We start from the raw sequence: 22,497 nt of genomic DNA on the forward strand, positions 1-22,497 counted from the left end.
TTTGAATACAAAATCATGAGAAAGATATTTATATTATTTCTGGCGCTGATATCATTGTCAGTAACATCCTGCATCGAAAACGAAGACATAGTAATAAAAAAGGACTTCGTTGAGTTTGATGCAGCCACGTACAACAGCTTTGGTCTGGATAAAAATTATCCAGTACTGAGCAGACACCAGACAGAAGGTCACTATGGTCGTGGAGTATATACAGCTACAACTAACGGTATTCCAGCCGATCCACTTATTAGCAGAACATCTGGTACTATAAGATTCAGAGTAAATCTTGTAGGTCCTCAGAGATCTACTGAGACTCAGATTGCTTATTCAGTTGTACCTGGTGAGACTTTCCAGACTAAAAATGCTACAACTGGTGCTATAATTATAGATGGCCAGCCTGCTGTGCAGGGCACTCACTTTACAACAACTGGTACTTTAACTATACCAGCTAACTCTAGCTTTGGTATTGTAGAAGTAAATATTCTGAACCCAGGTACTGCTCTTGCTACAGAAAGACTAATTGTTCTTGAGCTGCAAGGAAGTGAAGCTGCAAAATTGCCAGCTAGTGCTAATTACAAAAGAATTGGTATCCTGATCAACAAAGGATAAGGTTAACATTCTATAGTCAAAAAAGGCCTCAGATTTCTGAGGCCTTTTTTATTTTATAAAACAGTTAGAATAATGTTCATTATTATGTACACCAAGCGAAGCAGGTGTTAAGGTAATTACAAAAATGTAAAGGCTAGCATCAAATACATAGTGAGGTTATATCTTTAAATCTGAATGAAGGAGCTTTAGAGCTACTTGGTTTTTGCTAAAATATATAGTTAAACATTGCGCCGTTATATTCTGGTGCAGCAACTGGCAGTAGACTGTAGTTAGCTTTTTTGGACCTTCTGTGTAATTCCGGTACAAGAATACCAAGGCCAGCACCCACAGCATACCCAACTATGTTATCGCTTAAAAAATGCTTGCCAGCTCTGATCCTCAAATAACCCACTGCCACAGGCACAACGGCTGCTGTCGCCCAAATATAAGGCCGGGCAGGAGAGTCTGGATTAAAATCGTGGTATACTTTGGCAACGAAAAAAGTTGCTGCAGCGGTAGCTGCAGTATGGCCGGCATAAAATGAATTCGTTGCTTGCTTATCAGTTTTGATACTTAAAGGAGCATCATCAGCATAGATGTATGGTCGCTTGCGCCTAGAGAGACCAGCTGTTAAGCTGTAAAGTCCTCCTGCTAAGGACATAGTTTGGCCATACAGTAAGAAAACCTGTGGAGCATTCTGCTTAATATCTTCGTCCAATAGAAGCAGAAATGGCGTAAGGAATGAACCGTAAAAAGGAAAGTCACTAACTGTTTCGGCGCTTGTGCTATAGTTGCCTGCAGCAAAACGATCAAACCCATTAACGTCTGCTTTAGTAAGGTTTAGCAGGTTCTGCTGTGTTAATCTGTCTTTATTATTAATAAGAGAACCGCCTACAACCGATGCTCCAATGCCTGCCGCGGTTAAAGCCCCATCTTTGAGCCAACTAGTTTTATAAGGCGAAGTAGCAACCTGTGCGAAAGAACAGTTGATACTAAGGCATATAAGAAAGAAAACCAGCGATAGTTTGCCTTTCATCCTTTACTAAAAGCTATAAGTCAATAAAGCTCCTCTGTAATCTGGTGCGGCAACAGGCGTGAGGCTGAAATTTGTGTTGTTCGTTTTCTTATGAAGTTGCGGAACAAGTATACCTGCAGCTGCGCCTAGAGTATACCCAACTATGTTATCGCTAAGAAAGTGTTTGCCGGCTCTTAGTCTGAGATAGCCGACAGCAGCAGGTATAGCAGCAGCTGCGGCCCATACATATTTTCGTGCAGGTGAATCCGGGTTAAAATCATGGAAGATTTTTGCTGCGAAAAACGTAGCGCTGGCTGCTGCAGCTGTGTGTCCGGCATAAAATGAGTTTCTGGCGTTGGCTCTTGTCTTCTCCGACATCTCTACGTCGGCGCTGTAGATTAAAGGCCTTGTTCTAGGTAGATTGCCATTTGTCATAGTAAACAGAGAGCCTGTTACTGCCATCGTCTCTACATATAGCACAAATACCTGCCCAGCTTTACTGCCAACATTATCATTCAACATCATTAAAAAAGGTAGGCCGAATGATCCATAAAATGGAATATCACTTACCTTTTTTGCGTTTTCAGAATCCCAGCCTGCAGAAAACCGGTCAAAGCCATTTACATCGTCCTTGCTTAATCTGGAAATCTGCTCTGGGGTCAACCCGTCCTTGTCCTGCATAAGTGTAAGGCCATAATAACTAAGACCCATACCAGCTACAATAATAGGAGCGTCTACTTTAAAGCTGGTTTTGTAAGGGGAATCATCCTGTGCGTGCACCTGTCCGGTGAATATGGATAGAATAGCGATAACGCTAAATATTTTTTTCATAGTTGTATTGTCAATTGTATCATTAATTGTACTTGAAACGTGCGTATCAATATCAGGGTTTAGTAATACAAAGCGGCAAAGAGCTATTTATGTTATAACCAAGAGTTGAAGTTAAAGTTATATCATCACTCACTATTACGTTTTAATCTGATGTCTGCTTATACTTCATGTTTCAACTATGGCAGAATTGTCTTAGTTTTGTACCCGCTACTCAAATGTGTGGCGAGGTTTATACTTTGTACCTAAACCCTTACAATCATGCCGTATTTATTTACTTCTGAGTCAGTATCAGAAGGACATCCAGATAAAGTGGCGGATCAGATATCCGATGCGCTGCTTGACGAATTCTTAAAGCAAGACCCGCAGTCTAAGGTGGCTTGTGAAACACTGGTTACAACTGGTTTAGTTGTACTTAGTGGAGAAGTTAAGACAGAGGCCTATGTTGATGTGCAGAAAGTAGCACGTGATGTTATCAAACGCATAGGTTATACAAAATCTGAGTATATGTTTGATGCAGATGCTTGCGGTGTTATCTCTGCGATACATGAGCAGTCTGCTGATATTAACCAGGGAGTGGAGCGTGCTAACCCAGAAGATCAGGGAGCCGGTGACCAGGGTATGATGTTCGGCTACGCTACAAACGAAACTGATAACTACATGCCATTGGCGCTTAGCATTTCGCACCTGCTGTTAGAGGAGCTGTCTGCTATCCGCAAAGAAGGTAAAGAAATGACTTATCTGCGCCCAGATGCCAAGTCTCAGGTTACGATTCGTTACAGTGACAACCATGTGCCTGAAAAGATCGATACCATAGTTATCTCTACGCAGCACGATGAATTTGTGAAAGCTGACAGTGACACAGCAGAGGCAAAAGACAGCGCTGAGAAGGAGATGGTAGCCAAGATCAAAGAAGATGTCGACGCTATACTTATCCCGCGTGTACTGAAGAAGTTGCCGGAGCGTATCCAGAAGCTTTTCAACAACGATATCGTTTATCACATTAACCCAACCGGAAAGTTTGTTATTGGTGGCCCGCACGGTGATACAGGTTTAACTGGTCGTAAGATCATTGTTGATACGTATGGCGGTAAAGGTGCGCACGGTGGTGGTGCTTTCTCTGGTAAAGATTCTTCTAAAGTTGATCGATCAGCGGCTTATGCTGCACGCCATATCGCTAAAAACTTAGTAGCTGCCGGTGTTGCCGACCAGGTGTTGGTGCAGGTTGCTTATGCGATTGGTGTTGCCAAGCCAGTAGGTTTGTACGTAACTACATATGGCTCTACGAAAGTGAAAGATGCCAGTGGCAATATAATGAGTGATGGCGAAATTGCGGAGAAGGTAAGCAAGCTGTTTGACATGCGCCCTTACGCTATTGTACAGCGTTTTGGCCTGCAGAACCCAATTTTCTCTGAGACGGCTGCTTATGGACACATGGGTAGAACTCCAGGGATTAAAAAACTTGAGGTTTCTGTTAACGGCCATAAAGAGAGCAAAGAGTTCGAAACCTTTACTTGGGAGAAACTGGATTACGTTGACCAGATAAAGAAGGAATTTAGCCTATAACCTTTAAGAAGGTATATAAACAAAAAGGCCTGCTAGTGTATAGCAGGCCTTTTTGTTTATGCAGTTGATGAAATTACTTTAGAAATTCATCATTCATAATTAGTAAGCTCTGCTTACACTAGTGCGCCATTTGCTTTTCTTTATACTTTCTTAGCTGGCGTCGCATTGCTTCTACTGCGGCGTCTGCGGCAGCTTCAAAAGAAGGGGCATCTTCTTCAGAGTAGAGGGTGGCACCCGGTACAAAAAGTTTGATCTCTACGGTTTTATTGTCTATACCGTCCCGGTTGTTATGTTTAAGAAACACTTCACCTTCCACTACACGATCGTAGAATGTTTCCAACTTATCTACTTTCTGCTGTATGAAATCGGTAAGCTGCTGGTCAGCCTCGAAGTGGATGGAATGCATCTGTAGCTTCATAGTCGTAATATTTAATGGTTTAACTTATGCTTTAGGATGTGCCTTCTCAAAGACAGACTTTAGCTGCTCTATTGAGTTGTGCGTGTACACTTGCGTTGCCGCAAGACTTGAATGGCCTAGTAAATCTTTAATTGCATTTAAATCTGCCCCCTTGTTTAGTAAGTGTGTAGCAAAGGAATGCCGCAACACGTGAGGGCTGTTATGGTCAGAGGTGGTAATCAAACTAATATACTTTTTGACAACGCGGTAAACGAACTTAGGATAAAGGGGACGAGCTTTATTAGTAACGAGCAGTTTTTCTGAATTGTTATCAGAAAACTCACTTTTCTTGTACTGCAAATACTCCTCAATACAGCTCAGCAAAGAGTCGTTGATAGGAACAACTCGTTCTTTATTGCCTTTGCCCAGCACGCGCACCGTTTTGGCACGCATGTCTATGTCGTTCTCTTCAATTCCGATCAGCTCGGCCAGACGAATGCCGGTGCCATATAGAAATTCAAGTATAAGCCTGTCACGCTGGCCTTCGAAAGACTTTTCAAATTCAAAACTATCAAGGAGCGTGTTAAAAGACTCTTCGGGTACGAAGGCTGGAAGTTTTTTAGGAGCCTTAGGCGCTTTGATGCGCACCATTGGATTAACGCTGATTTGTTGCTGCGAAAGCAGAAACCTATAGTATGACCGTAAACAGGCAATCTTCCTATTGATGGACCTTGGTTTAATATTATTCTGGACAAGCGTAAGTATCCAGGAGCGGATAATAGTATGGTCGGCCTCTGCCGGTTCTGTGATCTGGTATACTTGCTCCAGGTACTGAGAAAACTGTCCCAGATCGGTGTGGTAGGAGGTAAGGGTGTGCGGACTGTACCGCTTTTCGTACTGTAGGTACTTAAAAAATAATTCCATAAACTAGTATCCCTGATGTGAAGATCAGTTACACTAATTTATGGAATTATCGGATATATTGGTATAAAAGACTAGTAGTTTTGTTCAGCAAAAAGCTTCTGCTTGTAAGCAGCTCTCTCTTTTTGCTTTCTCTTAGCTACAGATGGCTTTTCGAAAAAAGTTCTCGCACGCAGCTCTTTCAGAACACCAGTTCTTTCAAATTTCTTCTTGAATCTTTTTAATGCACGGTCTACAGACTCGTTATCTTTTACGTTTACAATAATCATGTTATCTCTCTTCTCTTAGAATTAGGGTTGCAAATTTAACGAAGGTTATACTTAAAAATCAACAGATTGGGCAAAAATTTTATCCAAATCTGTAAAAAATAAATAGTTAGCTACACAGCAACGTATAAAATACTGCCTTTAAGCCCATTATTTAAGTATAGCTCTAGAGATAACAAGCTTTTGTATCTCACTTGTTCCCTCACCAATGGTGCAAAGTTTGGCGTCGCGGTAATACTTTTCAGCCGGATAGTCTTTCGTAAAGCCATAGCCGCCGAAAATTTGTACAGCCTCGTTCGCCACTCTAACCGATACCTCAGACGCATAAAGTTTAGCCATAGCAGACTCTTTGTTCACGTTAAGTCCGCGGTTCTTCATATCGGCAGCCTGGTAGGTCAATAAAGAGGCAGCCTCTATTTCAGTGGCCATGTCTGCTAGCTTAAAGGCAATGCCCTGGAAGCTGGAGATAGGTTTGTTAAACTGGCTACGCTCCTGAGAGTAAGCAAGCGCAGCTTCGAAAGCGCCTTGTGCAATGCCAAGAGAAAGTGCCGCGATAGAAATACGACCACCATCCAGAACTTTCATTGACTGGATAAAGCCTTCGCCTACTTCGCCTAGAATCTGATCTTTGTGTACGCGGCAGTCCTGGAAAATAAGCTCTGTTGTTTCGGAAGCACGCATACCCAGTTTATCTTCTTTGCGACCTGCGCTAAAGCCCGGAGTACCTTTTTCAATAACGAAAGCCGTCATGCCGTGAGAGTCGCCTACTTCGCCGGTACGAACAATTACCACAGCAACATTGCCGCTTTTACCATGCGTAATAAAGTTTTTGGCACCGTTGATCACCCAATAGTCGCCATCCTGTACGGCTACTGTGCGCATGTTACCTGCGTCAGATCCGGTGTTAGGCTCTGTTAAGCCCCAGGCACCGATCCACTCGGCTGTAGCCAGTTTTGGCAGGTATTTCTGCTTCTGCTCTTCGTTGCCAAATTGCAGAATATGGCCAGTGCAAAGGGAGTTGTGTGCCGCCATCGAAAGCCCGATAGAGCCATCAATTTTTGATAATTCAGCGATTGCTGTTACATACTCCAGATAACCGAAACCTGAGCCGCCATATTCGGTTGGCACCAGTACGCCCATTAGTCCCAGTTCACCGAGTTGTTTGAACACTTCCACCGGAAACTCCTGGCTCTCGTCCCACTCACGCATCTTAGGTTTAATGTTCTTTGCTCCGAAGTCACGGACCATGTCCGCAATCATGCGCTGATTTTCTGTAAGTTTAAATTCCATTAAAAGTTTAGTGTGCAGTTTTAAAGTCGCGTATATAACGGTTTTACACCATCTGTTGTTTACAAAGCTAGCTAATTGTGTTTAAAAGCCAACGCATTGCATGTAATTTAAGCTATATTGGTTATGAAAAGGCACAGTCATTGAACAGGCAAATCATATTGTTTGATAGGGGCTATTATTTAGCGTATCTTTGAAGTTAGTTTATATAAAAAGGCAGAATACACCAAACAGACGCTGCTAAGCAACTGGTTAATGAAGAAGTTTCTACAAAGCTTATTTAAGGGAGAGAGCGTGGCTGAGGCATCTTTCAGCGCATTAGCTGTTGATATGCATTCACATATTCTTCCTGGGCTGGATGACGGCGCAGACAGCCTTGAAAAGTCTTTGGAGTTGGTGCAGGCAATGAAGGAGCTGGGGTACAGAAAGCTGATCATGACGCCGCACATTATGAGTGACTTCTATAAAAACACGCCAGATATGATCCGTGAGCGGTTAGCTGTGCTACGTGCGGCGGTGCAGGAGGCTGGTATAGACATGGAGCTTGATTGTGCTGCAGAGCATTACTTGGACGAAGGCTTTCTGGAGAAACTGAGCAGGGATGAAGAGTTGCTGACTTTTGGTGATAACTACCTGCTGTTCGAAACATCTTTCCTGAACGAGCCACTAAATCTGCGCGAAGCTATCTTTAAAATGCGCTCTAAAGGCTATAAACCAGTGCTGGCACACCCGGAGCGCTATTCCTACTTCTACGGTAAGTTCGATGATCTGGCAGAGCTATGGAAGCAGGGAGTGCTTTTTCAGCCTAACCTCAACTCGCTTTCAGGTTATTACTCGCCAGCTGCCAAAACCGTAGCCGAAAAACTTATTGACAGCGGCATGGTTGATTTTCTGGGCTCTGATGTGCACAGCCTAAAACACACTGACTCGCTTAACAGGGTACTGGCAAGTAAGTATTTGCCTAAGGCACTCAGCCTGGCAGTGCGCAACAGTCAATTGTAATCCTTCCAACCTCAAACGTATCAATCCATGACGGTATTTGTGACTGGCGGCAGCGGCCTTATCGGCAGTTTCTTGATTCCTGCCCTACTAGGCAAAGGATATACTGTTAAAGCCAGCTACAGAGAGTATGTGCCATCGATAGAAGGTAAAGAGCAAGTGCAGTGGCTGGAGGGGGATATACTTGACCCAATTTTTCTGAGGGAGGCCCTGCAGGATGCGGAATATGTGTTCCATTGTGCCGGTTTAGTATCGTATGCACCGCAGGATAAAGAGCTGTTAAAACATGTAAACATAGAGGGCACAGCCAACGTGGTTGATGCCTGCCTGGATCATGGAAGTATAAAACTTTGCCACGTTAGCTCGATTGCGGCCATTGGCAAACCCAAAGGAGCCTCTGTACTTACTGAAGAGAACAAATGGGATGCCGCAGAGTATCATTCTGCCTATGCCAGCTCCAAATACCTTGGCGAATTGGAAGTATGGCGCGGTGTATCTGAAGGGCTGGATGCTGTTATCGTAAACCCATCAGTTATACTTGGGCCTGCAGACTGGCACCGCAGCAGCACGCAATTATTTAAATACGTTTACAGAGAGAGGCCTTTCTATACTGAAGGTGGTGCAAATTTTGTAGATGTAAGAGATGTGGTGGAGGCCATGATGCGCTTAACCTTCTCGGATATTACAGGTGAAAGATTTATATTAAGTGCAGCGGAACTGAGCTATAAAGAGTTTTTTCGTGCAGTGGCCGCCTGTTTCGGTAAAAAAGCGCCAGGTATAAAAGTGCCTCCGGCCCTGACGGAAGTGGTGTGGCGCTTGGAGCGGGTTCGAACCTGGTTTACCGGTGGCAGGCCACTTATCACCAAAGAGACAGCGCGTATCACAGGTAAGCATCACTTGTTCAGTAATGATAAGGTGCGAAAAGCCACTGGAATGGATTTCAGGCCAATAAAAGATAGTTTAGAATGGGTGTGCCGAGAGCTGAAGCCTGCGGCGCAAAATGCTGTGTGAACTAAACTATTTAAAGTGTAAATATGTACTAAGACAAAGGCTGTGACCCTTACAGCTTGTTGGATGTTGAGATGAAAGATAATTTTGAAGAACACAGCGAAGAGCTGGAACTGATAAACCGTTTCGAGCAGATGCTCGGCAGTAAAGAGACTGTATTTTTTGATTTGACTGACTTTGAGTCAATTATAGATTATTACACCGCAAATTTCGAATATAAGAAAGCCCTTTTAGCCTGTGATGCCGCACTGGCGCAATATCCTTTTTCTTCTGGTTTGCTTATTGATAAAGCGCAATTGCTGGCTATGTCCGGCAATTTTGAGGAAGCGCTTGTGGTTATAAACCAGGTGGCTGAAGTAGAGCCCGAAAGTGCCGATGTGCAGCTTACACGTGGTATTATTTATACCCAGCGCGGGGAGTTTCGTGATGCCATAGATTATTTTAAAAAGGCGCTTGCCTACTCCGAAGACAGGGATGATATCTACTTTAATATAGCCCTTGCCTACCAGACGTGGGGTAAGTTTAATTCGGCCATCAAGTACTATAAAAAGTGCATTGGGCTTAACGTAGAAAACGAGGCGGCTATGCAGGAGATCATCTATTGCATGGAGCTTACGGGCACCATCCGCGAGCATTTGCCTTTCTTCCAGGAGTTTATCGATAAAGACCCTTATTCGTACGTAGCTTGGTTTAATATTGGCAACGTGTACAACAAGCTCGGCTCTTACGATAAGGCCATTGGCGCTTATGACTATGCCACTATTATCAAACCTGACTTTATTACGGCCTACAATAACATGGCGAACGCCTATGTTTTTATCGGCGAGTATACCAAAGCCATAGAAGCCTTTAACGCAATGCTGGAGCACGGCACACCAAATGCAGAAGTATACTGCAACATAGGTGAGTGCTACGAAAAGCTAAGCCAGTGGGACCTATCGCGCCGCTACTACCAAAAAGCCGTTGACCTGGACCCTGAGATGGATGAAGCTTGGTTTGGCATTGGGGTTATACTGGATGCGCAGGGCAAGTGGTATGAGGCGGTGCACTTCTTTAAAAAGGCCGTTGAGCTTTACGACGACAGCGTGGACTATTGGGTGGCATTGGCCGCCGCAGAGTATAACGTAGGGCATGTGGTGTCGGCATTGGAGAGTTATGCCCGTGCTGCTGAAATTCAGCCGGACGATAAGAACATCTACCTTAATTGGTCCATCATCCTGTACGAGCAGGGCAACTTCGACGAGGCCATCGAAATAATTTTAAATGCGATTGAGCTGCAGCCAGACGAAGCAGAGCTTTATTACAGGGCCTGTGCCTATATGCTTTCGGCAGGAAAATACCGCGAAGCTTACAATTATCTGGAAAATGCGTTAATTTTGGACTTCGATAAGCACAAGCTGTTGTTTGAGTTCTTCCCGGAACTAGAGTCGCAGCGCGCTTTATCAAGACTGATTGATCAATATCGCAAATAAATCTAGATGAACTATACGCTGACAAGTATCCCTGAGCGCGAGACAAAACCCCGTGAGCGCGGCTTTACCATGGCCATGGACAAAGGTCTTAGTGTACGAGAGGTAGAAGACTTTTTAGAAGTAGCCGGAGACTACGTGGACATTGTAAAATTAGGATGGGCCACCTCTTATGTAACTCCAAACCTTCAGCGCAAACTGGATGCTTACAAAGCAGCAGGTATTCCCACCTATTTCGGAGGTACTTTATTTGAAGCGTTTATTGTGCGCAACCAGTTCGACGATTATCGTCGCGTACTGGACAAGTATAACATGACTTTTGCTGAGGTGTCGGATGGTTCGCTGGATATGCCGCATGATGTAAAGTGCGATTATATACAGCAGCTGACAGAACAGGTAACAGTATTATCGGAAGTAGGATCTAAGGATGCGGAGAAGATCATTCCGCCATACATGTGGATCAAACTGATGAAAGCGGAGCTGGATGCCGGTGCCTGGAAAGTGATTGGTGAGGCACGCGAGGGCGGTAACGTAGGTCTGTTCCGTTCTACCGGCGAGGTGCGCAGTGGCCTTGTAGAGGAGATCCTGACGCAGATACCTTTTGAGAAAATCCTTTGGGAGGCGCCGCAGAAAGCACAGCAGGTTTGGTTTATCAAATTACTCGGTACAAACGTGAACCTGGGTAATATTGCGCCAAACGAGGTAATTCCGCTTGAGACAATTCGATTAGGTTTGCGCGGTGATACATTCTCGCACTTTTTGGATACCGAAAAACCTTGCTAATAGCTTAAAGTATAAAACCAAAAGTATAAATTGCCCGTCGGTAAGCCCGAGCGGGCAATTTTTTTAACAGATTTCTATGCCAAGTACAGCCTCAAGAAATACCATGAAACGCAGATCGTTAAGGGAGTATCTTTTATTGTTTTCGAAAGGAGTGGCCATGGGAGCAGCCGATGTTGTTCCAGGCGTATCGGGTGGTACCATCGCTTTTATCACAGGCATTTACGAGGAGTTGCTAAACTCTATCCGCTCTGTAAATGGCGAAGCCGTGAAGCTGTTGATCAAGTTCAGGTTCCTGGATCTCTGGAAGCACATCAACGGCAATTTCTTGGTGGTGCTGGTATCGGGCATACTTTTCTCGATAGCTTTGCTGGCCCGCCTAGTGCTGTTTCTACTTAACGATTACCCGGAGTTGCTGTGGTCTTTCTTTTTCGGATTGATCGTGGCCTCGGCGGTGGTAGTAAGCAAAAAGATTACCCGCTGGACCTGGGGTGTTATACTCGCCGGCCTTTTAGGTACGGCGCTGGCGTACTACATTACAGTAGCCACGCCCACACAGACACCCGAAAGCTACTGGTTTATTTTTCTGTCAGGGGCTATTGCCATCTGCGCCATGATTTTGCCGGGCATCTCAGGCAGCTTTTTGCTGGTGCTGCTGGCCAAGTATGAATTTATACTTAACGCTGTTAAAGACTTCAAATTAGATATAGTAGCTGTGTTCGGCCTGGGATGCGTTACGGGTATACTTGCCTTTTCGCATGTGCTTAACTGGATGCTGAAGCACTACCATAACATCACGGTTGCCCTGCTAACAGGTTTTATGGTGGGCTCTCTAAACAAAGTATGGCCCTGGAAGCAGACCTTAGAAACCTACACTGATCGACACGGAGAAGTAAAGCCATTGGTACAGGAAAATGTAATGCCGGGCACTTACGAGACAGTAGTAGGCCACGAATCATACTTAACCTATGGTATTGCATTGGCACTATTCGGATTTTTCCTGGTGTACCTCATCGATAAGTTCACAGACAACAATTCGACCAAAGTATAATATATGCGCAAGTTCGGGCTGATCGGAAAGAAGTTAGGGCACTCGTTCTCGAAAAAGTATTTCACGGCAAAGTTTGAGGGCGAAGGTATAGCTGATGCACAATACAACCTGTATGAACTGGAGCAGGTGCAGGATCTGAAAGCCCTGCTGCAGCGTGAGCCGGAGCTGGTGGGCTTAAACGTAACCATCCCCTATAAGCAGGAGGTAATTCCCTTGCTGGATGAGCTAGATGATGCGGCTGCCAGGATTGGAGCTGTAAATACCATTAAGATCGAGAACGGCCACACCAAAGGCTACAATACCGACTATATTGGCTTCAAAGACACCTTGCAAGCCTTTTATCCGAAAGAGAAGTATAAAAACGCTTTAGTGCTGGGTACTGGCGGTGCCTCCAAGGCAATTTGCACAGCCCTCTCAGATTTGAGCATACCTTTTACTTCTGTTTCCAGAACTCCGGCGCAGGGCGAGCTTAGCTATGAGCAACTGACGGAGGAGATGCTGCAGGATTATAACCTGATCGTGAATACAACTCCGCTGGGCATGGCACCCAACACAGATACGCTGCCAACCATACCCTATGAAAGTATAAGTACTGATCATTTTGCCTACGATATTGTGTACAATCCTGAAAAAACTTTGTTTTTAGAGCGCTGTGAGGCTGCAGGAGCTAAAATTATGAACGGGATAGGCATGCTGCACGGTCAGGCGGAGGCAGCCTGGGATATCTGGAATTCGTAACATTGGGCGTAAGTGTAAAAAAAGTAATAAAGAGCGCTAAATCAGTGCAACTTTTCGGGGGTGGTTTTCCGTACAAGAGGCAATATAAAACGCCGCCCTATGATACAGATACATACCCTTAAGCAGAAAACACACGCCATCAATACAGAAATCTATGCGTTATACTTGTCTTACCGCGATAATCGCGTGAAGTGGTATGTACGCATGCTGTTAGCTTTTGCCATTGGGTATGCCATTAGTCCCATAGACCTGGTACCGGATCTGGTTGCTGTCTTCGGTTTCCTAGATGATGTAGTGGTAGTGGCGCTGGGCTTTCACTTCTCATACCACCTGCTTTCTAAAAATGTGGTGGGGCAGGCAAAACTGCAGGCTTTTGAGGAGTTAAATAATTCTTCGGCAAGTATGGCCGCGGCTGCTTACCGCATTGTGGGCTATGCCTGGATGTTGGCTTTGGCTATCGTACTAGTGCTGCTCTACAAATTTACGACACTCACCTTATTCTAAAGATATACCCCTTTAAGACAAACTATAATCTAAGAGCCTCCTGTTACAGGAGGCTTTTTTATTTGTATATACCTGCCCTTTTGTTAAGATTATACTTTATGCTGCTAACAGAGTAATGGTACTGCAACTGCCTCATTACTTATGTCTTAAGTAAAATTTTATTTTCGTAGTAGCCTTACTTTAGATAAATTTAATCGTGCTATTTTAATATATTTGCGCCCAATATTGTGAGGGGCAGATGTTCCTTAAAATATCCGGTAATTTTTTTCAGAGCCTTGCAACCCTTTGGCAACTAATAGAATCATAGGATTGAGTAAGGCATAAACAGGCAGCGTTTGAATCTTTTTACAAAACCAAAATCCGAAGAGGACAAGCTTATAGAGGGGTGCATAGCGGGCAAGCGCGATATGCAGCGACTTCTCTATGATCTGTACTCTAAAAAGATGATGGCCGTTTGCCTGCGCTATGCCCCAACGAATTTTGAGGCAGAGGACATTATGCAGGAAGCATTTGTAAAAGTGTTTTCAAACCTGCAGAATTTTAAAAAGGACTGCCCACTGGAGTTCTGGATCAGGAAGATAATGGTGAATACGGCGCTGAAGCATTTGCGCAGCAAGCAACTGCTCACCGTGTCGCATGAGAATGAAGAGGTTACAAACCTGCCTTCGGATGGTGTTAACCTGAGCGGCTACTCCCTAAATGAACTAATGGGTATGATCCAAAGTCTTGCCCCACGTTACCGGATGGTGTTTAACCTCTATGCCATAGAGGGGTACAACCACAAAGAGATTGGAGAGATGCTAGGCATCTCGGAAGGAACATCTAAGTCACAATATTCACGCGCAAGGGCTATACTGCAAAGTATGCTTACGCGCCAGGAAAAACCATTTCAAGAGCATGTCATCATCGGATAGAAAAGAATACGGAGAGCTGGAGCAAAGCATGTGGCAGCGCTTCCAGGATGCAGAAGCTCTGCCATCTTCTGATGTTTGGTCTCGGATAGATCATGAGCTTACACTGGAGGAAAGCAAGCACTACAGAAGCCGGATGGTGCTGTATCGCCAATTGGCGGCAGCATGCTTTGTGCTGTTTATGCTGGCGGGTGCTTTACTCACCTACCATTATAAAACCGAAGCTACTATTGATGCTGGTATCGCCAATATGCAGCTTAACACCAGCACAGGTGTGGAAGAAATAGCAGTTACTGAACAGCCAAGTATAGCGCCACAGGCACAGGCCAGCTTTGAGACTAAACAAAATATAGCCACCGCTTCTGTAGCGGAAGCAAGCCAACCTCAGGCAGATGCAGCAATGCAGAAAAGAACAGGTATGGCAGGCGCAAGTGTAGTAGGTAAAGCTCAAGCTGCAGCTGCAGCTACAACAGGTACAGCTCCGATAGCTAAAGTACGTGCTCAAAAACTGGCTGGCATAGGAGTTGCCTCAGGAACTGCTAAGTATAATTTGAATAGTGCTGTGGCTGCTGCTACTGAAACATCTGCCACAGCCGAAGAACAAAGTATATTCAATACCTATAAGAGCGAAGAAAGTGGCAGTATGTCGGTTTCGTCCCGGTTTAATATAGGTCAATCGTTTTTCCAGACGGCGCGCCAGGCCATCACCTCTGTGCCTCCTTCCTATACAAACAGCTCAGCTCAAAGTATAAATAACGAACCAGGCCGAAGTCGTTCTTTTGTAGAGCTTAGCCAGGCAGCCGTTGCAGATAATCTTAAAGAGCAGAAAAAGGCGGAGGAGTTAGCCATTGCGCTGAATACTCCGGCTCAAGCAGGTGAAAAAGAAGAAAAATCAAGTGGAGAAGACAGCCGTTGGTCTCTGGGCTTAGGGTATGCGCCTTCCTACTTCAACCAGAATATCCAAATGCCGGGGCAGATGATGGATGCTGTAGCACACCGTAGCCTGATTGCAGGTGGCCCTGACTTACTTTCCAGCTCTGCCGACAATATGAATGAGGCGCGCGAAGAATTTGAGGCAAACACAGACCCTGCATTCTCTTTTGCTGCTGAGGCAAAGGCTGGTTTCAACTTGTTTAAAAAGTTTAAGCTGTTAGCCGGGATAGGGTTTACGCAAAATTCAGCCAGAACAAAATCTAGCTATATTGTTAACCAGTTCCTGTATAAGCCAGGCAGCAACAAACGTGTAGAAATGCCAGGTACTACAGTTTTCCTGCCATCACTCAACAATAACTTTACCACAGACTCTCTAAGTGTGGAGAAGACTGATGACTTCTATGTAAACTACCGCTACCGCCATATCACCTTGCCTGTAGGCCTTCAGTATGAAGGCAATGTTAGCAAAGACTGGTTCTGGTATGCATCAGCAGGTATGGCTGCCAACTTCTTAGTGGAAACAGCCGTGATGGCCTCAAACAGCGAGGTGCGAGATGTAAGCTATGATCATAACGATGACTCTCCTTTTCGTAAGGTGCAGTTTTCAGGCAATGCTTCGGTAGGTTTGGGGAAGCGTATATCTAATTTCATTTCGGTAACAGCCGGTCCTGAATTTAGAGGATACCTGAACTCGCTGCTGGCGGAGCCTGACAAAGCATTAGCGCCGCAGGGCAACCCATACACCATTGGCATCAACATGTCGGTTAACTACAGCTTGGGTAAAAAATAAATTTATTTTTTCAGTGATGCCTTGCAACCATTGCCGGTGTAGTAGGGTCATGAAAGTGTAGAAGGCGCCAATTAGTAGACTGCTAACCTCTAAAACTATGAAGATAATACCTAGTAAGTATGCCCCTTTATGGGCAGTCGCTAAATCAAACCTATCCGGTTGGTATGTACTGTTGGCCCTTCTTTTTCTATCTCTTTTTATGTCAGGTTGCGAGAAAGGGGAGGAGATAACCGAGTGCTGGGAGCCGCAAGTTAACTGCAGCGTAGAGGTATCGGCAGAGCGTATCATGTGTGGCTATGGCGCCTTTAACAATGTGTGGCTAAAAACTGCTGATGGTGCATATCTGCAGCCCTGGTACAATTTAACCGAACAGAAAGAGCTTGTGCCTGGACAAAAGTATAAGATTGCCTTTAAGACAGTTGAAAGAGATGACAAGTATAAAGATGTTTTTTATTGTTTAGCAGCAGTTCCTGTATCAGAGGCTATAGTATTAACCTGCATTAGTCCGGCAATCAGCAATAATTAATTACCTAGTGCCTTATCTAAGCTATGAAAAAGACTACTTATGTAGTTTACCTGGGCTTTATTGCCCTTACCACCCTCACTGCTTGTTTTGAAGTGGAGGAACCTGCACCAAGCTTTGACGCTGAGAGCGTGAAAGCTTCTGTGCAGGGTAGGTGGGCTGTTGAGAAAGTAAGCAACAAACTATGCAGAGACAACAGTTGCACATCCAATACAGTAGCGGGTACTCCGCAGGAATACTTTGAGTTCCGGGCTGACAGTGCCTATGTATTAAGAACAGGGGCAAGTATAAATGCTACTCTATGCGATGCCTATAAAGCAGAGTATGATCAAGGGGGAGTAATTTTACTTAGTAATGCCAGCCGTAAAGAACGCTTTAAAATAGTGGAGTTAAAGGCAAACAAAGCTGTGATGGAGAGTACTTTTACTGGCCGTGATCCAGCAGCTGTATTTACTGATACATACTATTTGTACAGGTAACTACCGGAGCTTGTAACATAGGGTGTGTGTTACTGATGCAACCTTTTAGAGCCGTTAGTACAAACTGAAACTGTGAAGAATGTTTTATCTGCTGTGTTGCTTTACCTGGGCTTATCAGTGCTGGTAATAAGCTGTTCTGAGGCAGAGCCTGAGCCTAACTGTATAGCAGCAGAAGTAATAGAAGCAGATTGCGGCAGTGGATGGTATATCCTGAAACTGGAAGAGAAGCAGAGTTCCGATATACTGCCAGGAGGTAGTTATGTGGGGCAGTTGCAGGGCGGCTATGTTACAACTGATAACCTGCCGCAGGCTTATAGGCAGCCTGGCCTGAAGTTGCGATTAGCACTAGAGATTAACGGCGAGTATAGTCCCCTTTGTGTAACCGTTGCCATTATGTACCAAGCAGTGAAAGTTAAGAACGTATGCGTGAGTTCTAGCGCAGATTAATATACGAACCTTTATGATTTATACATAAATGTTGTTTTTTGATTAGGAAGAGAACCCTCTTAAAAGCCTGCTGTTTTTCGGCAGGCTTTTTTCTTTGGCGACATATAAAATATAGAATATTTATGATGCCTCTTGCAACCATATTGCAAATGGTGGGGTCAACTATATAGAAGCTGCTCAAAAGCGCAGCCGCAAAGTATAAACTGTGGCATTATGAAAAACTTAGTACTCATTTTTGCTTTAATGCTGTTAGGCCCTCTTTTAACGGGATGCTCTGAAGAAGATGTGGCTGTTCCGTGTTTGCAGGCACGTGTGGTAGATGTGGCAGACCCATGCAGCGGCGAGATAGTGCTGGAACTGACAAAAGAAGACCAAAATTCCGGGAACGGTTTTTGCGGTACTGCAAACATCTATAAATATGTTGTGGTTAACAATCTACCAGATAATTTAAAGCAGATTGGCGCCACATTTACTTGCCAAATAGAAACGAGAGAAAGTGAAAGAGGCTGTATAGCTATATACCCAATGTATGAAGCTGCAACCATCAAAAATATTTGCAATAGCAATCAGGTACTGCCCCGGTAGTGGCAGCAGGAAGAAATAAAGTTAGACATATAGTTTTCTGCACATTTACTACCGTGAAGCCTGCCGATTTTCGGCAGGCTTCTTTTGTTATAGCCATCAGGTGTGGTTATCTCGTAACAAGCAAATACTATAACTGTTAGCAATTTGCGAGTATGTTTAGCCGTTATACTTTATCTTTACTAGTCCGTAACCAAAACACATGGATTTTAAACTTACATCAGAGTTTCAGCCGACAGGTGACCAGCCAAAGGCCATTGCCCAATTAACCGAAGGTATAAAGAAAGGGGAGCCTGTACAGGTGTTGCTGGGTGCTACGGGTACCGGTAAAACGTTTACCATGGCCAATGTTATACAAAACACAGGAAAGCCAACTCTTGTACTGTGCCATAACAAAACGCTGGCCGCGCAGCTCTACGGCGAGTTTAAGCAGTTCTTCCCTGAAAATGCGGTTGAGTACTTTATTTCTTACTATGACTATTATCAGCCGGAGGCATACATTGCTTCGTCGGATGTTTTTATAGAAAAAGACCTGGCTATAAACGAGGAGATAGAGAAGCTGCGTTTGCATACTACCTCTGCGTTACTTTCCGGCAGGAGGGATATTGTGGTGGTGGCGTCGGTGTCGTGTATCTATGGTATTGGTAACCCAGAGGAGTTTGGTAAAAACGTTTTATACTTAGCGCCGGGGCAACGCTACAGCCGAAATAACCTGCTTTATACGTTTGTTCAGATACTCTACAGCCGAACCGAAGCAGAGTTCACACGTGGAACATTTCGGGTAAAAGGCGATACAGTTGACATTTACCCAGCCTATGCCGACTTTGCTTACAGGCTATACTTCTTTGGCGACGAGCTGGAGCAGATTCACCGCATCGATCCGCAATCGGGTAAAAAGCTTTCGGATGAGAAGGCGGTAACGCTGTATCCGGCTAACCTCTTCGTGACAGGTAAAGACACGTTGCAGCAGGCTATACATGAAATACAGTATGACATGGTGGCACAGCACGACTACTTTTTAAAAGAGGACAGGCCAACAGAAGCAAAAAGAATAAAAGAGCGTACTGAGTTTGACCTGGAAATGATCCGTGAACTAGGTTATTGTTCTGGCATTGAGAACTACTCCCGATATTTCGATCGCAGATCTCCTGGTGCAAGGCCTTTCTGTCTGCTTGATTATTTCCCGGACGATTTCCTGATGGTAATTGACGAGAGCCACGTAACCGTGCCGCAGGTACGCGCCATGTGGGGCGGCGACAGGTCCAGAAAGGTGGCGCTGGTAGAGTATGGCTTCCGTTTGCCGGCTGCCATGGACAACCGTCCGCTTACCTTTAATGAGTTCGAGAGCCTGATGCACCAGGTGGTGTTTGTGAGCGCCACTCCGGGAGACTATGAGATACAGAAGTCCGAAGGTGTAATTGTGGAGCAGATCATCAGACCAACCGGCCTTCTGGATCCAGTAATAGAAGTACGCCCAAGCACTAATCAGGTGGACGACCTGCTGGATGAAATTGATGAGCGTGTAAAAGAGGGTGCCCGAGTGCTGGTAACCACGCTTACCAAGCGTATGTCCGAAGAGCTTACAAAATACCTGGAGCGCCTTAATATTAAAACAAAGTACCTGCACTCCGAAGTGAAAGCCTTGGACCGTGTGGAGATTCTGCGGGAGCTGCGCCTTGGTGAAATAGACGTGCTGGTGGGCGTAAATCTGCTGCGCGAAGGCCTCGATTTACCAGAAGTTAGTTTAGTTGCTATACTTGATGCCGATAAAGAGGGCTTCCTGCGAGACCAGCGTTCACTTATCCAGACGATGGGTCGTGCAGCCCGAAACGAAAAGGGGAAAGTAATCATGTACGCTGACCGTATGACGGGTTCTATGCAGCGTGCTATTGATGAGACCAACCGCCGTCGCGCCACCCAGATGGCTTATAACGAAGAACACGGTATTACGCCACGCACGGTACTTAAATCTAAAGACGAGATCTTTGAGCAGACATCCGTAGCCGACATGAAGAAGAAAGAAGTGAAGATGTATGCTGGTCCGGAGGAGGTTTCTATTGCAGCCGAGCCAATTATCCAGACCATGAAGCGCGACGAGCTGGAGAAGCTGATCAAAAAAACGGAGAAGCAAATGGAGGCAGCAGCCAAAGACCTCGACTTCTTGCAGGCCGCCAAGTATAGAGATGAACTGGCAGAGTTACGAAACTTGCTCAAAACAAAGCGAAATTAAGTATAAAAAAGCACCTATGACCTGAGCCGTGGGTGCTTTTTTATTGTTATCGTTTTACTATTGGGGCAACAGCACCTGGTCCACCACGTGTATTACTCCATTTGAAGTAGGGATAGAGGCTACAATGTTGGCGCCGTTCACAGTTACTTTGCCATCTTTTACACCCATCGTTATACGGCCGCCATTTACCTGGCCAAGGCTCTGCCCGTCTTCAAAACTATCTGCGTTAAGCACACCTACATACACGTGGTACTGCAGTATGTTTCTAAGATCGCCTCTTTTCTCAGGTTTTAGCAACCCTTCTACAGTGCCGGCAGGCAGCTTTTCGAAAGCTGCATTGGTTGGCGCAAATACGGTAAACGGACCTGCATTGGTTAACACATCCACCAGTCCAGCTGTTTTTACAGCAGTTACCAAAGTAGTATGATCAGGAGAGGTAGCTGCCACCTGCACCACGTTTTTCTGAGACTCATTATCTACTACTGAAGACTGCCCTCCTGATGCCTCTGCCTCAGATGAAGTTATTTCCTGTTGCAGGTCGGTGTTTGTTCCTGTTTGCTGTTCTGTTGGGTTGCAAGATGCGAACACGATTCCTGCCACCACTGCTACTGCCAAGTATGCCTTTTTCATGATGTTTGATTTTTGAGTTGGAAACATCACAATGTTAGCGCATTAGCAATTCAGAAAATATGATCTACATTAATAAGAGAAAATGATCTTTTACTCTTTTTTGCTAATAAGAGGGGGAAGCTGATGTTCTTGAATAGAGTTTTTATACTTGCTAAAGTACAGAAGCGATGGAGATGTATATAAGGAAGTGATTTGCAAATAGTGCAGGCAACGATAGATGAGTCTGGTTTTACCCTGTTCCTGCCCCGGGTAGGAGCAGAAACAGGACCAGGAATTTCATAGTTTTATAGGTAGGTTTGGTCGTAGCAAAGCAGTTTTTTGCTGCTTTCTATAACTAAGATGCAGTTTGTTGCAAAAGGGTTGCACGGGGCTGAAAAAAAATTTAAAATATTTTCTCCGGAGAAATAAAAACGATGGACTATTGAATAACTAAATTATTAGTTGTAAGTTTAATCATAGATAACGTTGCTCCAATTTATACCTAACACGCAGACATACTTAAGACCACTATTATGAAAAAAACTTTCTTAATGCTAGCTCTTGCCTGCACCAGCTTAACAGCCGCAGCACAATCCGTAACTGATGCCTTAGACAAGTATAAATCTAAAGAGTATAAAGCCTCTGGCGAGCTATATGACAAAGTGCTGCAGGCAGGTAAAGGCTCCGCATCTGATCATTACAATGCTGCCTGCTCCTGGGCATTGGCCGGAAACAAAAATAAGGCCTTTGCGCATCTGGAGCAGGCTATTGCTAAAGGCTATTTAGCTGTAGCGCACTGGCAGAAGGATACTGACCTTAGCAGCCTACATGCTGATAAGCGGTGGCCGAAACTGGTAGACGACCTGAAAAGGAGTGTGGCAGCCATAGAGGCAAAGTATAACCAACCTTTAAAGGCACAGCTGGAAAGTATATATGAAAAAGACCAGCAGATACGCCGTGAGTTTGTGGCTGCCAGAGAGCAGCACGGTATGGAGTCGGCGGAGGTGAAGGAGCTAGGACAGAAGATGGAGCAAATTGACCAGGAGAACCTGAAGCAGATAATGCCATTGATTGAAACGTATGGCTGGCCTGGGAAAAGTATGGTGGGTATGCACGCAAGTTCAGCTGTTTTTCTGGTGATACAACACGCTCCCAAAGAAGTTATGGAAAAATACCTGCCACTGCTACGTGAGGCTGCAGCCAAAGGAGAAGCATCAAAAAACCATCTGGCCATGATGGAGGACAGGGTGCGGATGAACCAAGGTTTGCCTCAGCTTTACGGAAGCCAGGTGCAAATGGACTCTGATACAAAGCAATGGGTACTCTATAAGGTGGAAGATGAAGCAAACCTGGACAAACGCCGTGCTGAGATGGGGCTCGGGCCAATCAAAGATTATCTCAAAAGTATGGGCGTAGAGTATACTCCACCTACTGGCCAACCTGTAAAGTAATTTAAGTTAGTGATATACTTTCTGGATAAGAGTTTAACCGCTCCTCCGAGCATTGGAATCCCTGCATAGGTAAAATCGCCCTCCCTGGAGGGGGTAGGTTAACGCAGTTGCAGGAAATGCAGCGC

Annotated in this window: 24 protein-coding genes; 17 read left to right on the plus strand and 7 right to left on the minus strand. The window is 44.9% G+C overall.

Annotation, left to right across the window (positions count from 1 at the left end):
- Nucleotides 1-15 precede the first annotated feature (15 nt).
- The gene (locus H8S84_RS08415) at nt 16-609 is read left to right on the plus strand and encodes a hypothetical protein (protein WP_187066885.1); all 594 of its coding nucleotides are present in this window, start codon (nt 16-18) and stop codon (nt 607-609) included.
- Nucleotides 610-814: 205 nt separating this feature from the next.
- On the opposite strand, the gene H8S84_RS08420 is transcribed toward H8S84_RS08415, so the two are convergent.
- On the minus strand, nt 815-1,624 hold the full coding sequence (locus tag H8S84_RS08420; RefSeq protein ID WP_187066886.1) for a phosphatase PAP2 family protein: 810 nt from the start codon (nt 1,622-1,624) through the stop codon (nt 815-817).
- Nucleotides 1,625-1,630: 6 nt separating this feature from the next.
- Nucleotides 1,631-2,434 carry a phosphatase PAP2 family protein gene (locus H8S84_RS08425; RefSeq protein WP_187066887.1) on the minus strand — a complete coding sequence of 268 codons (804 nt, stop codon included), beginning with the start codon at nt 2,432-2,434 and terminating at the stop codon, nt 1,631-1,633.
- A 258-nt stretch (nt 2,435-2,692) separates the two neighbouring features.
- Here H8S84_RS08425 and metK point away from each other — a divergent pair, with 258 nt between their 5' ends.
- Complete coding sequence (gene metK / locus H8S84_RS08430; RefSeq protein WP_187066888.1) at nt 2,693-3,997, plus strand: methionine adenosyltransferase; 1,305 nt, start codon at nt 2,693-2,695, stop codon at nt 3,995-3,997.
- 118 nt (nt 3,998-4,115) lie between these two features.
- Here the strand turns inward: metK and hpf are convergent, their stop codons facing one another.
- The 4 genes from hpf to H8S84_RS08450 all read right to left on the minus strand — a co-directional run bounded on the left by hpf (nt 4,116) and on the right by H8S84_RS08450 (nt 6,871).
- Complete coding sequence (gene hpf, locus H8S84_RS08435) at nt 4,116-4,415, minus strand: ribosome hibernation-promoting factor, HPF/YfiA family (RefSeq protein ID WP_187066889.1); 300 nt, start codon at nt 4,413-4,415, stop codon at nt 4,116-4,118.
- A 24-nt stretch (nt 4,416-4,439) separates the two neighbouring features.
- Entirely contained in the window at nt 4,440-5,318 is an 879-nt protein-coding gene (locus H8S84_RS08440; protein ID WP_187066890.1) for a tyrosine-type recombinase/integrase, read from the minus strand.
- Between the two features lie 71 nt (nt 5,319-5,389).
- Complete coding sequence (gene rpsU / locus H8S84_RS08445) at nt 5,390-5,584, minus strand: 30S ribosomal protein S21 (RefSeq protein WP_187066891.1); 195 nt, start codon at nt 5,582-5,584, stop codon at nt 5,390-5,392.
- Between the two features lie 147 nt (nt 5,585-5,731).
- Nucleotides 5,732-6,871 carry an acyl-CoA dehydrogenase gene (locus H8S84_RS08450; protein ID WP_187066892.1) on the minus strand — a complete coding sequence of 380 codons (1,140 nt, stop codon included), beginning with the start codon at nt 6,869-6,871 and terminating at the stop codon, nt 5,732-5,734.
- Between the two features lie 252 nt (nt 6,872-7,123).
- Between H8S84_RS08450 and H8S84_RS08455 the strand changes: the two genes are divergently transcribed.
- The 14 genes from H8S84_RS08455 to uvrB all read left to right on the plus strand — a co-directional run bounded on the left by H8S84_RS08455 (nt 7,124) and on the right by uvrB (nt 20,312).
- Nucleotides 7,124-7,870 carry a tyrosine-protein phosphatase gene (locus H8S84_RS08455; RefSeq protein WP_187066893.1) on the plus strand — a complete coding sequence of 249 codons (747 nt, stop codon included), beginning with the start codon at nt 7,124-7,126 and terminating at the stop codon, nt 7,868-7,870.
- Between the two features lie 27 nt (nt 7,871-7,897).
- On the plus strand, nt 7,898-8,878 hold the full coding sequence (locus H8S84_RS08460; protein ID WP_187066894.1) for an NAD-dependent epimerase/dehydratase family protein: 981 nt from the start codon (nt 7,898-7,900) through the stop codon (nt 8,876-8,878).
- Nucleotides 8,879-8,949: 71 nt separating this feature from the next.
- A complete protein-coding gene (locus H8S84_RS08465) occupies nt 8,950-10,347 on the plus strand; it encodes a tetratricopeptide repeat protein (RefSeq protein ID WP_187066895.1) in 1,398 nt (465 codons plus the stop codon).
- Nucleotides 10,348-10,353: 6 nt separating this feature from the next.
- Nucleotides 10,354-11,127: a phosphosulfolactate synthase gene (locus H8S84_RS08470; RefSeq protein ID WP_187066896.1), complete on the plus strand. Its 774-nt coding sequence runs from the start codon at nt 10,354-10,356 to the stop codon at nt 11,125-11,127.
- A gap of 103 nt (nt 11,128-11,230) precedes the next feature.
- Nucleotides 11,231-12,175, plus strand: coding sequence for a DUF368 domain-containing protein (locus H8S84_RS08475; protein WP_222621619.1), 945 nt, complete (start codon nt 11,231-11,233; stop codon nt 12,173-12,175).
- Between the two features lie 3 nt (nt 12,176-12,178).
- Nucleotides 12,179-12,913, plus strand: a complete 735-nt coding sequence (locus H8S84_RS08480) for a shikimate dehydrogenase family protein (protein WP_187066897.1) — start codon at nt 12,179-12,181, stop codon at nt 12,911-12,913.
- Nucleotides 12,914-13,012: 99 nt separating this feature from the next.
- A complete protein-coding gene (locus H8S84_RS08485) occupies nt 13,013-13,417 on the plus strand; it encodes a YkvA family protein (protein ID WP_187066898.1) in 405 nt (134 codons plus the stop codon).
- A gap of 335 nt (nt 13,418-13,752) precedes the next feature.
- Nucleotides 13,753-14,331 carry an RNA polymerase sigma factor gene (locus H8S84_RS08490; protein WP_187066899.1) on the plus strand — a complete coding sequence of 193 codons (579 nt, stop codon included), beginning with the start codon at nt 13,753-13,755 and terminating at the stop codon, nt 14,329-14,331.
- On the plus strand, nt 14,315-16,051 hold the full coding sequence (locus H8S84_RS08495) for an outer membrane beta-barrel protein (protein ID WP_187066900.1): 1,737 nt from the start codon (nt 14,315-14,317) through the stop codon (nt 16,049-16,051). Before H8S84_RS08490 ends, H8S84_RS08495 begins: the two co-directional genes overlap by 17 nt.
- Nucleotides 16,052-16,148: 97 nt before the next feature.
- Nucleotides 16,149-16,577 (plus strand): hypothetical protein, encoded by a 429-nt coding sequence (locus tag H8S84_RS08500; RefSeq protein ID WP_187066901.1) that lies wholly within the window; start codon nt 16,149-16,151, stop codon nt 16,575-16,577.
- Nucleotides 16,578-16,600: 23 nt separating this feature from the next.
- Nucleotides 16,601-17,053: a hypothetical protein gene (locus H8S84_RS08505; RefSeq protein ID WP_187066902.1), complete on the plus strand. Its 453-nt coding sequence runs from the start codon at nt 16,601-16,603 to the stop codon at nt 17,051-17,053.
- Between the two features lie 72 nt (nt 17,054-17,125).
- Nucleotides 17,126-17,500 (plus strand): hypothetical protein, encoded by a 375-nt coding sequence (locus H8S84_RS08510; protein ID WP_187066903.1) that lies wholly within the window; start codon nt 17,126-17,128, stop codon nt 17,498-17,500.
- Nucleotides 17,501-17,713: 213 nt separating this feature from the next.
- Nucleotides 17,714-18,085, plus strand: coding sequence for a hypothetical protein (locus H8S84_RS08515; RefSeq protein WP_187066904.1), 372 nt, complete (start codon nt 17,714-17,716; stop codon nt 18,083-18,085).
- A gap of 199 nt (nt 18,086-18,284) precedes the next feature.
- Nucleotides 18,285-20,312, plus strand: a complete 2,028-nt coding sequence (gene uvrB, locus H8S84_RS08520) for an excinuclease ABC subunit UvrB (protein WP_187066905.1) — start codon at nt 18,285-18,287, stop codon at nt 20,310-20,312.
- A gap of 57 nt (nt 20,313-20,369) precedes the next feature.
- Here uvrB and H8S84_RS08525 read toward each other — a convergent pair whose 3' ends face one another.
- Nucleotides 20,370-20,942, minus strand: a complete 573-nt coding sequence (locus tag H8S84_RS08525; protein ID WP_187066906.1) for a fasciclin domain-containing protein — start codon at nt 20,940-20,942, stop codon at nt 20,370-20,372.
- Nucleotides 20,943-21,454: 512 nt separating this feature from the next.
- Between H8S84_RS08525 and H8S84_RS08530 the strand changes: the two genes are divergently transcribed.
- Nucleotides 21,455-22,372 carry a DUF6624 domain-containing protein gene (locus tag H8S84_RS08530; protein WP_222621620.1) on the plus strand — a complete coding sequence of 306 codons (918 nt, stop codon included), beginning with the start codon at nt 21,455-21,457 and terminating at the stop codon, nt 22,370-22,372.
- Nucleotides 22,373-22,497: the final 125 nt, after the last annotated feature.

It is taken from the genome of Pontibacter cellulosilyticus, from assembly GCF_014306105.1.
GTDB lineage: Bacteria > Bacteroidota > Bacteroidia > Cytophagales > Hymenobacteraceae > Pontibacter > Pontibacter cellulosilyticus.

Excerpts from the sequence above, each read along its gene's own strand:
- H8S84_RS08530 (WP_222621620.1), top strand. The coding sequence starts at position 21,455 with ATGAAAAAAACTTTCTTAATGCTAGCTCTTGCCTGCACCAGCTTAACA.
- H8S84_RS08460 (WP_187066894.1), top strand. The coding sequence starts at position 7,898 with ATGACGGTATTTGTGACTGGCGGCAGCGGCCTTATCGGCAGTTTCTTG.
- H8S84_RS08525 (WP_187066906.1), bottom strand. The coding sequence starts at position 20,942 with ATGAAAAAGGCATACTTGGCAGTAGCAGTGGTGGCAGGAATCGTGTTC.
- H8S84_RS08420 (WP_187066886.1), bottom strand. The coding sequence starts at position 1,624 with ATGAAAGGCAAACTATCGCTGGTTTTCTTTCTTATATGCCTTAGTATC.
- H8S84_RS08455 (WP_187066893.1), top strand. The coding sequence starts at position 7,124 with ATGAAGAAGTTTCTACAAAGCTTATTTAAGGGAGAGAGCGTGGCTGAG.
- H8S84_RS08500 (WP_187066901.1), top strand. The coding sequence starts at position 16,149 with ATGAAGATAATACCTAGTAAGTATGCCCCTTTATGGGCAGTCGCTAAA.
- H8S84_RS08480 (WP_187066897.1), top strand. The coding sequence starts at position 12,179 with ATGCGCAAGTTCGGGCTGATCGGAAAGAAGTTAGGGCACTCGTTCTCG.
- H8S84_RS08515 (WP_187066904.1), top strand. The coding sequence starts at position 17,714 with ATGAAAAACTTAGTACTCATTTTTGCTTTAATGCTGTTAGGCCCTCTT.
- hpf (WP_187066889.1), bottom strand. The coding sequence starts at position 4,415 with ATGAAGCTACAGATGCATTCCATCCACTTCGAGGCTGACCAGCAGCTT.
- H8S84_RS08470 (WP_187066896.1), top strand. The coding sequence starts at position 10,354 with ATGAACTATACGCTGACAAGTATCCCTGAGCGCGAGACAAAACCCCGT.
- H8S84_RS08495 (WP_187066900.1), top strand. The coding sequence starts at position 14,315 with ATGTCATCATCGGATAGAAAAGAATACGGAGAGCTGGAGCAAAGCATG.
- H8S84_RS08485 (WP_187066898.1), top strand. The coding sequence starts at position 13,013 with ATGATACAGATACATACCCTTAAGCAGAAAACACACGCCATCAATACA.
- H8S84_RS08425 (WP_187066887.1), bottom strand. The coding sequence starts at position 2,434 with ATGAAAAAAATATTTAGCGTTATCGCTATTCTATCCATATTCACCGGA.
- rpsU (WP_187066891.1), bottom strand. The coding sequence starts at position 5,584 with ATGATTATTGTAAACGTAAAAGATAACGAGTCTGTAGACCGTGCATTA.
- H8S84_RS08440 (WP_187066890.1), bottom strand. The coding sequence starts at position 5,318 with ATGGAATTATTTTTTAAGTACCTACAGTACGAAAAGCGGTACAGTCCG.
- uvrB (WP_187066905.1), top strand. The coding sequence starts at position 18,285 with ATGGATTTTAAACTTACATCAGAGTTTCAGCCGACAGGTGACCAGCCA.
- H8S84_RS08505 (WP_187066902.1), top strand. The coding sequence starts at position 16,601 with ATGAAAAAGACTACTTATGTAGTTTACCTGGGCTTTATTGCCCTTACC.
- H8S84_RS08450 (WP_187066892.1), bottom strand. The coding sequence starts at position 6,871 with ATGGAATTTAAACTTACAGAAAATCAGCGCATGATTGCGGACATGGTC.
- H8S84_RS08415 (WP_187066885.1), top strand. The coding sequence starts at position 16 with ATGAGAAAGATATTTATATTATTTCTGGCGCTGATATCATTGTCAGTA.
- H8S84_RS08475 (WP_222621619.1), top strand. The coding sequence starts at position 11,231 with ATGAAACGCAGATCGTTAAGGGAGTATCTTTTATTGTTTTCGAAAGGA.
- H8S84_RS08465 (WP_187066895.1), top strand. The coding sequence starts at position 8,950 with ATGAAAGATAATTTTGAAGAACACAGCGAAGAGCTGGAACTGATAAAC.
- metK (WP_187066888.1), top strand. The coding sequence starts at position 2,693 with ATGCCGTATTTATTTACTTCTGAGTCAGTATCAGAAGGACATCCAGAT.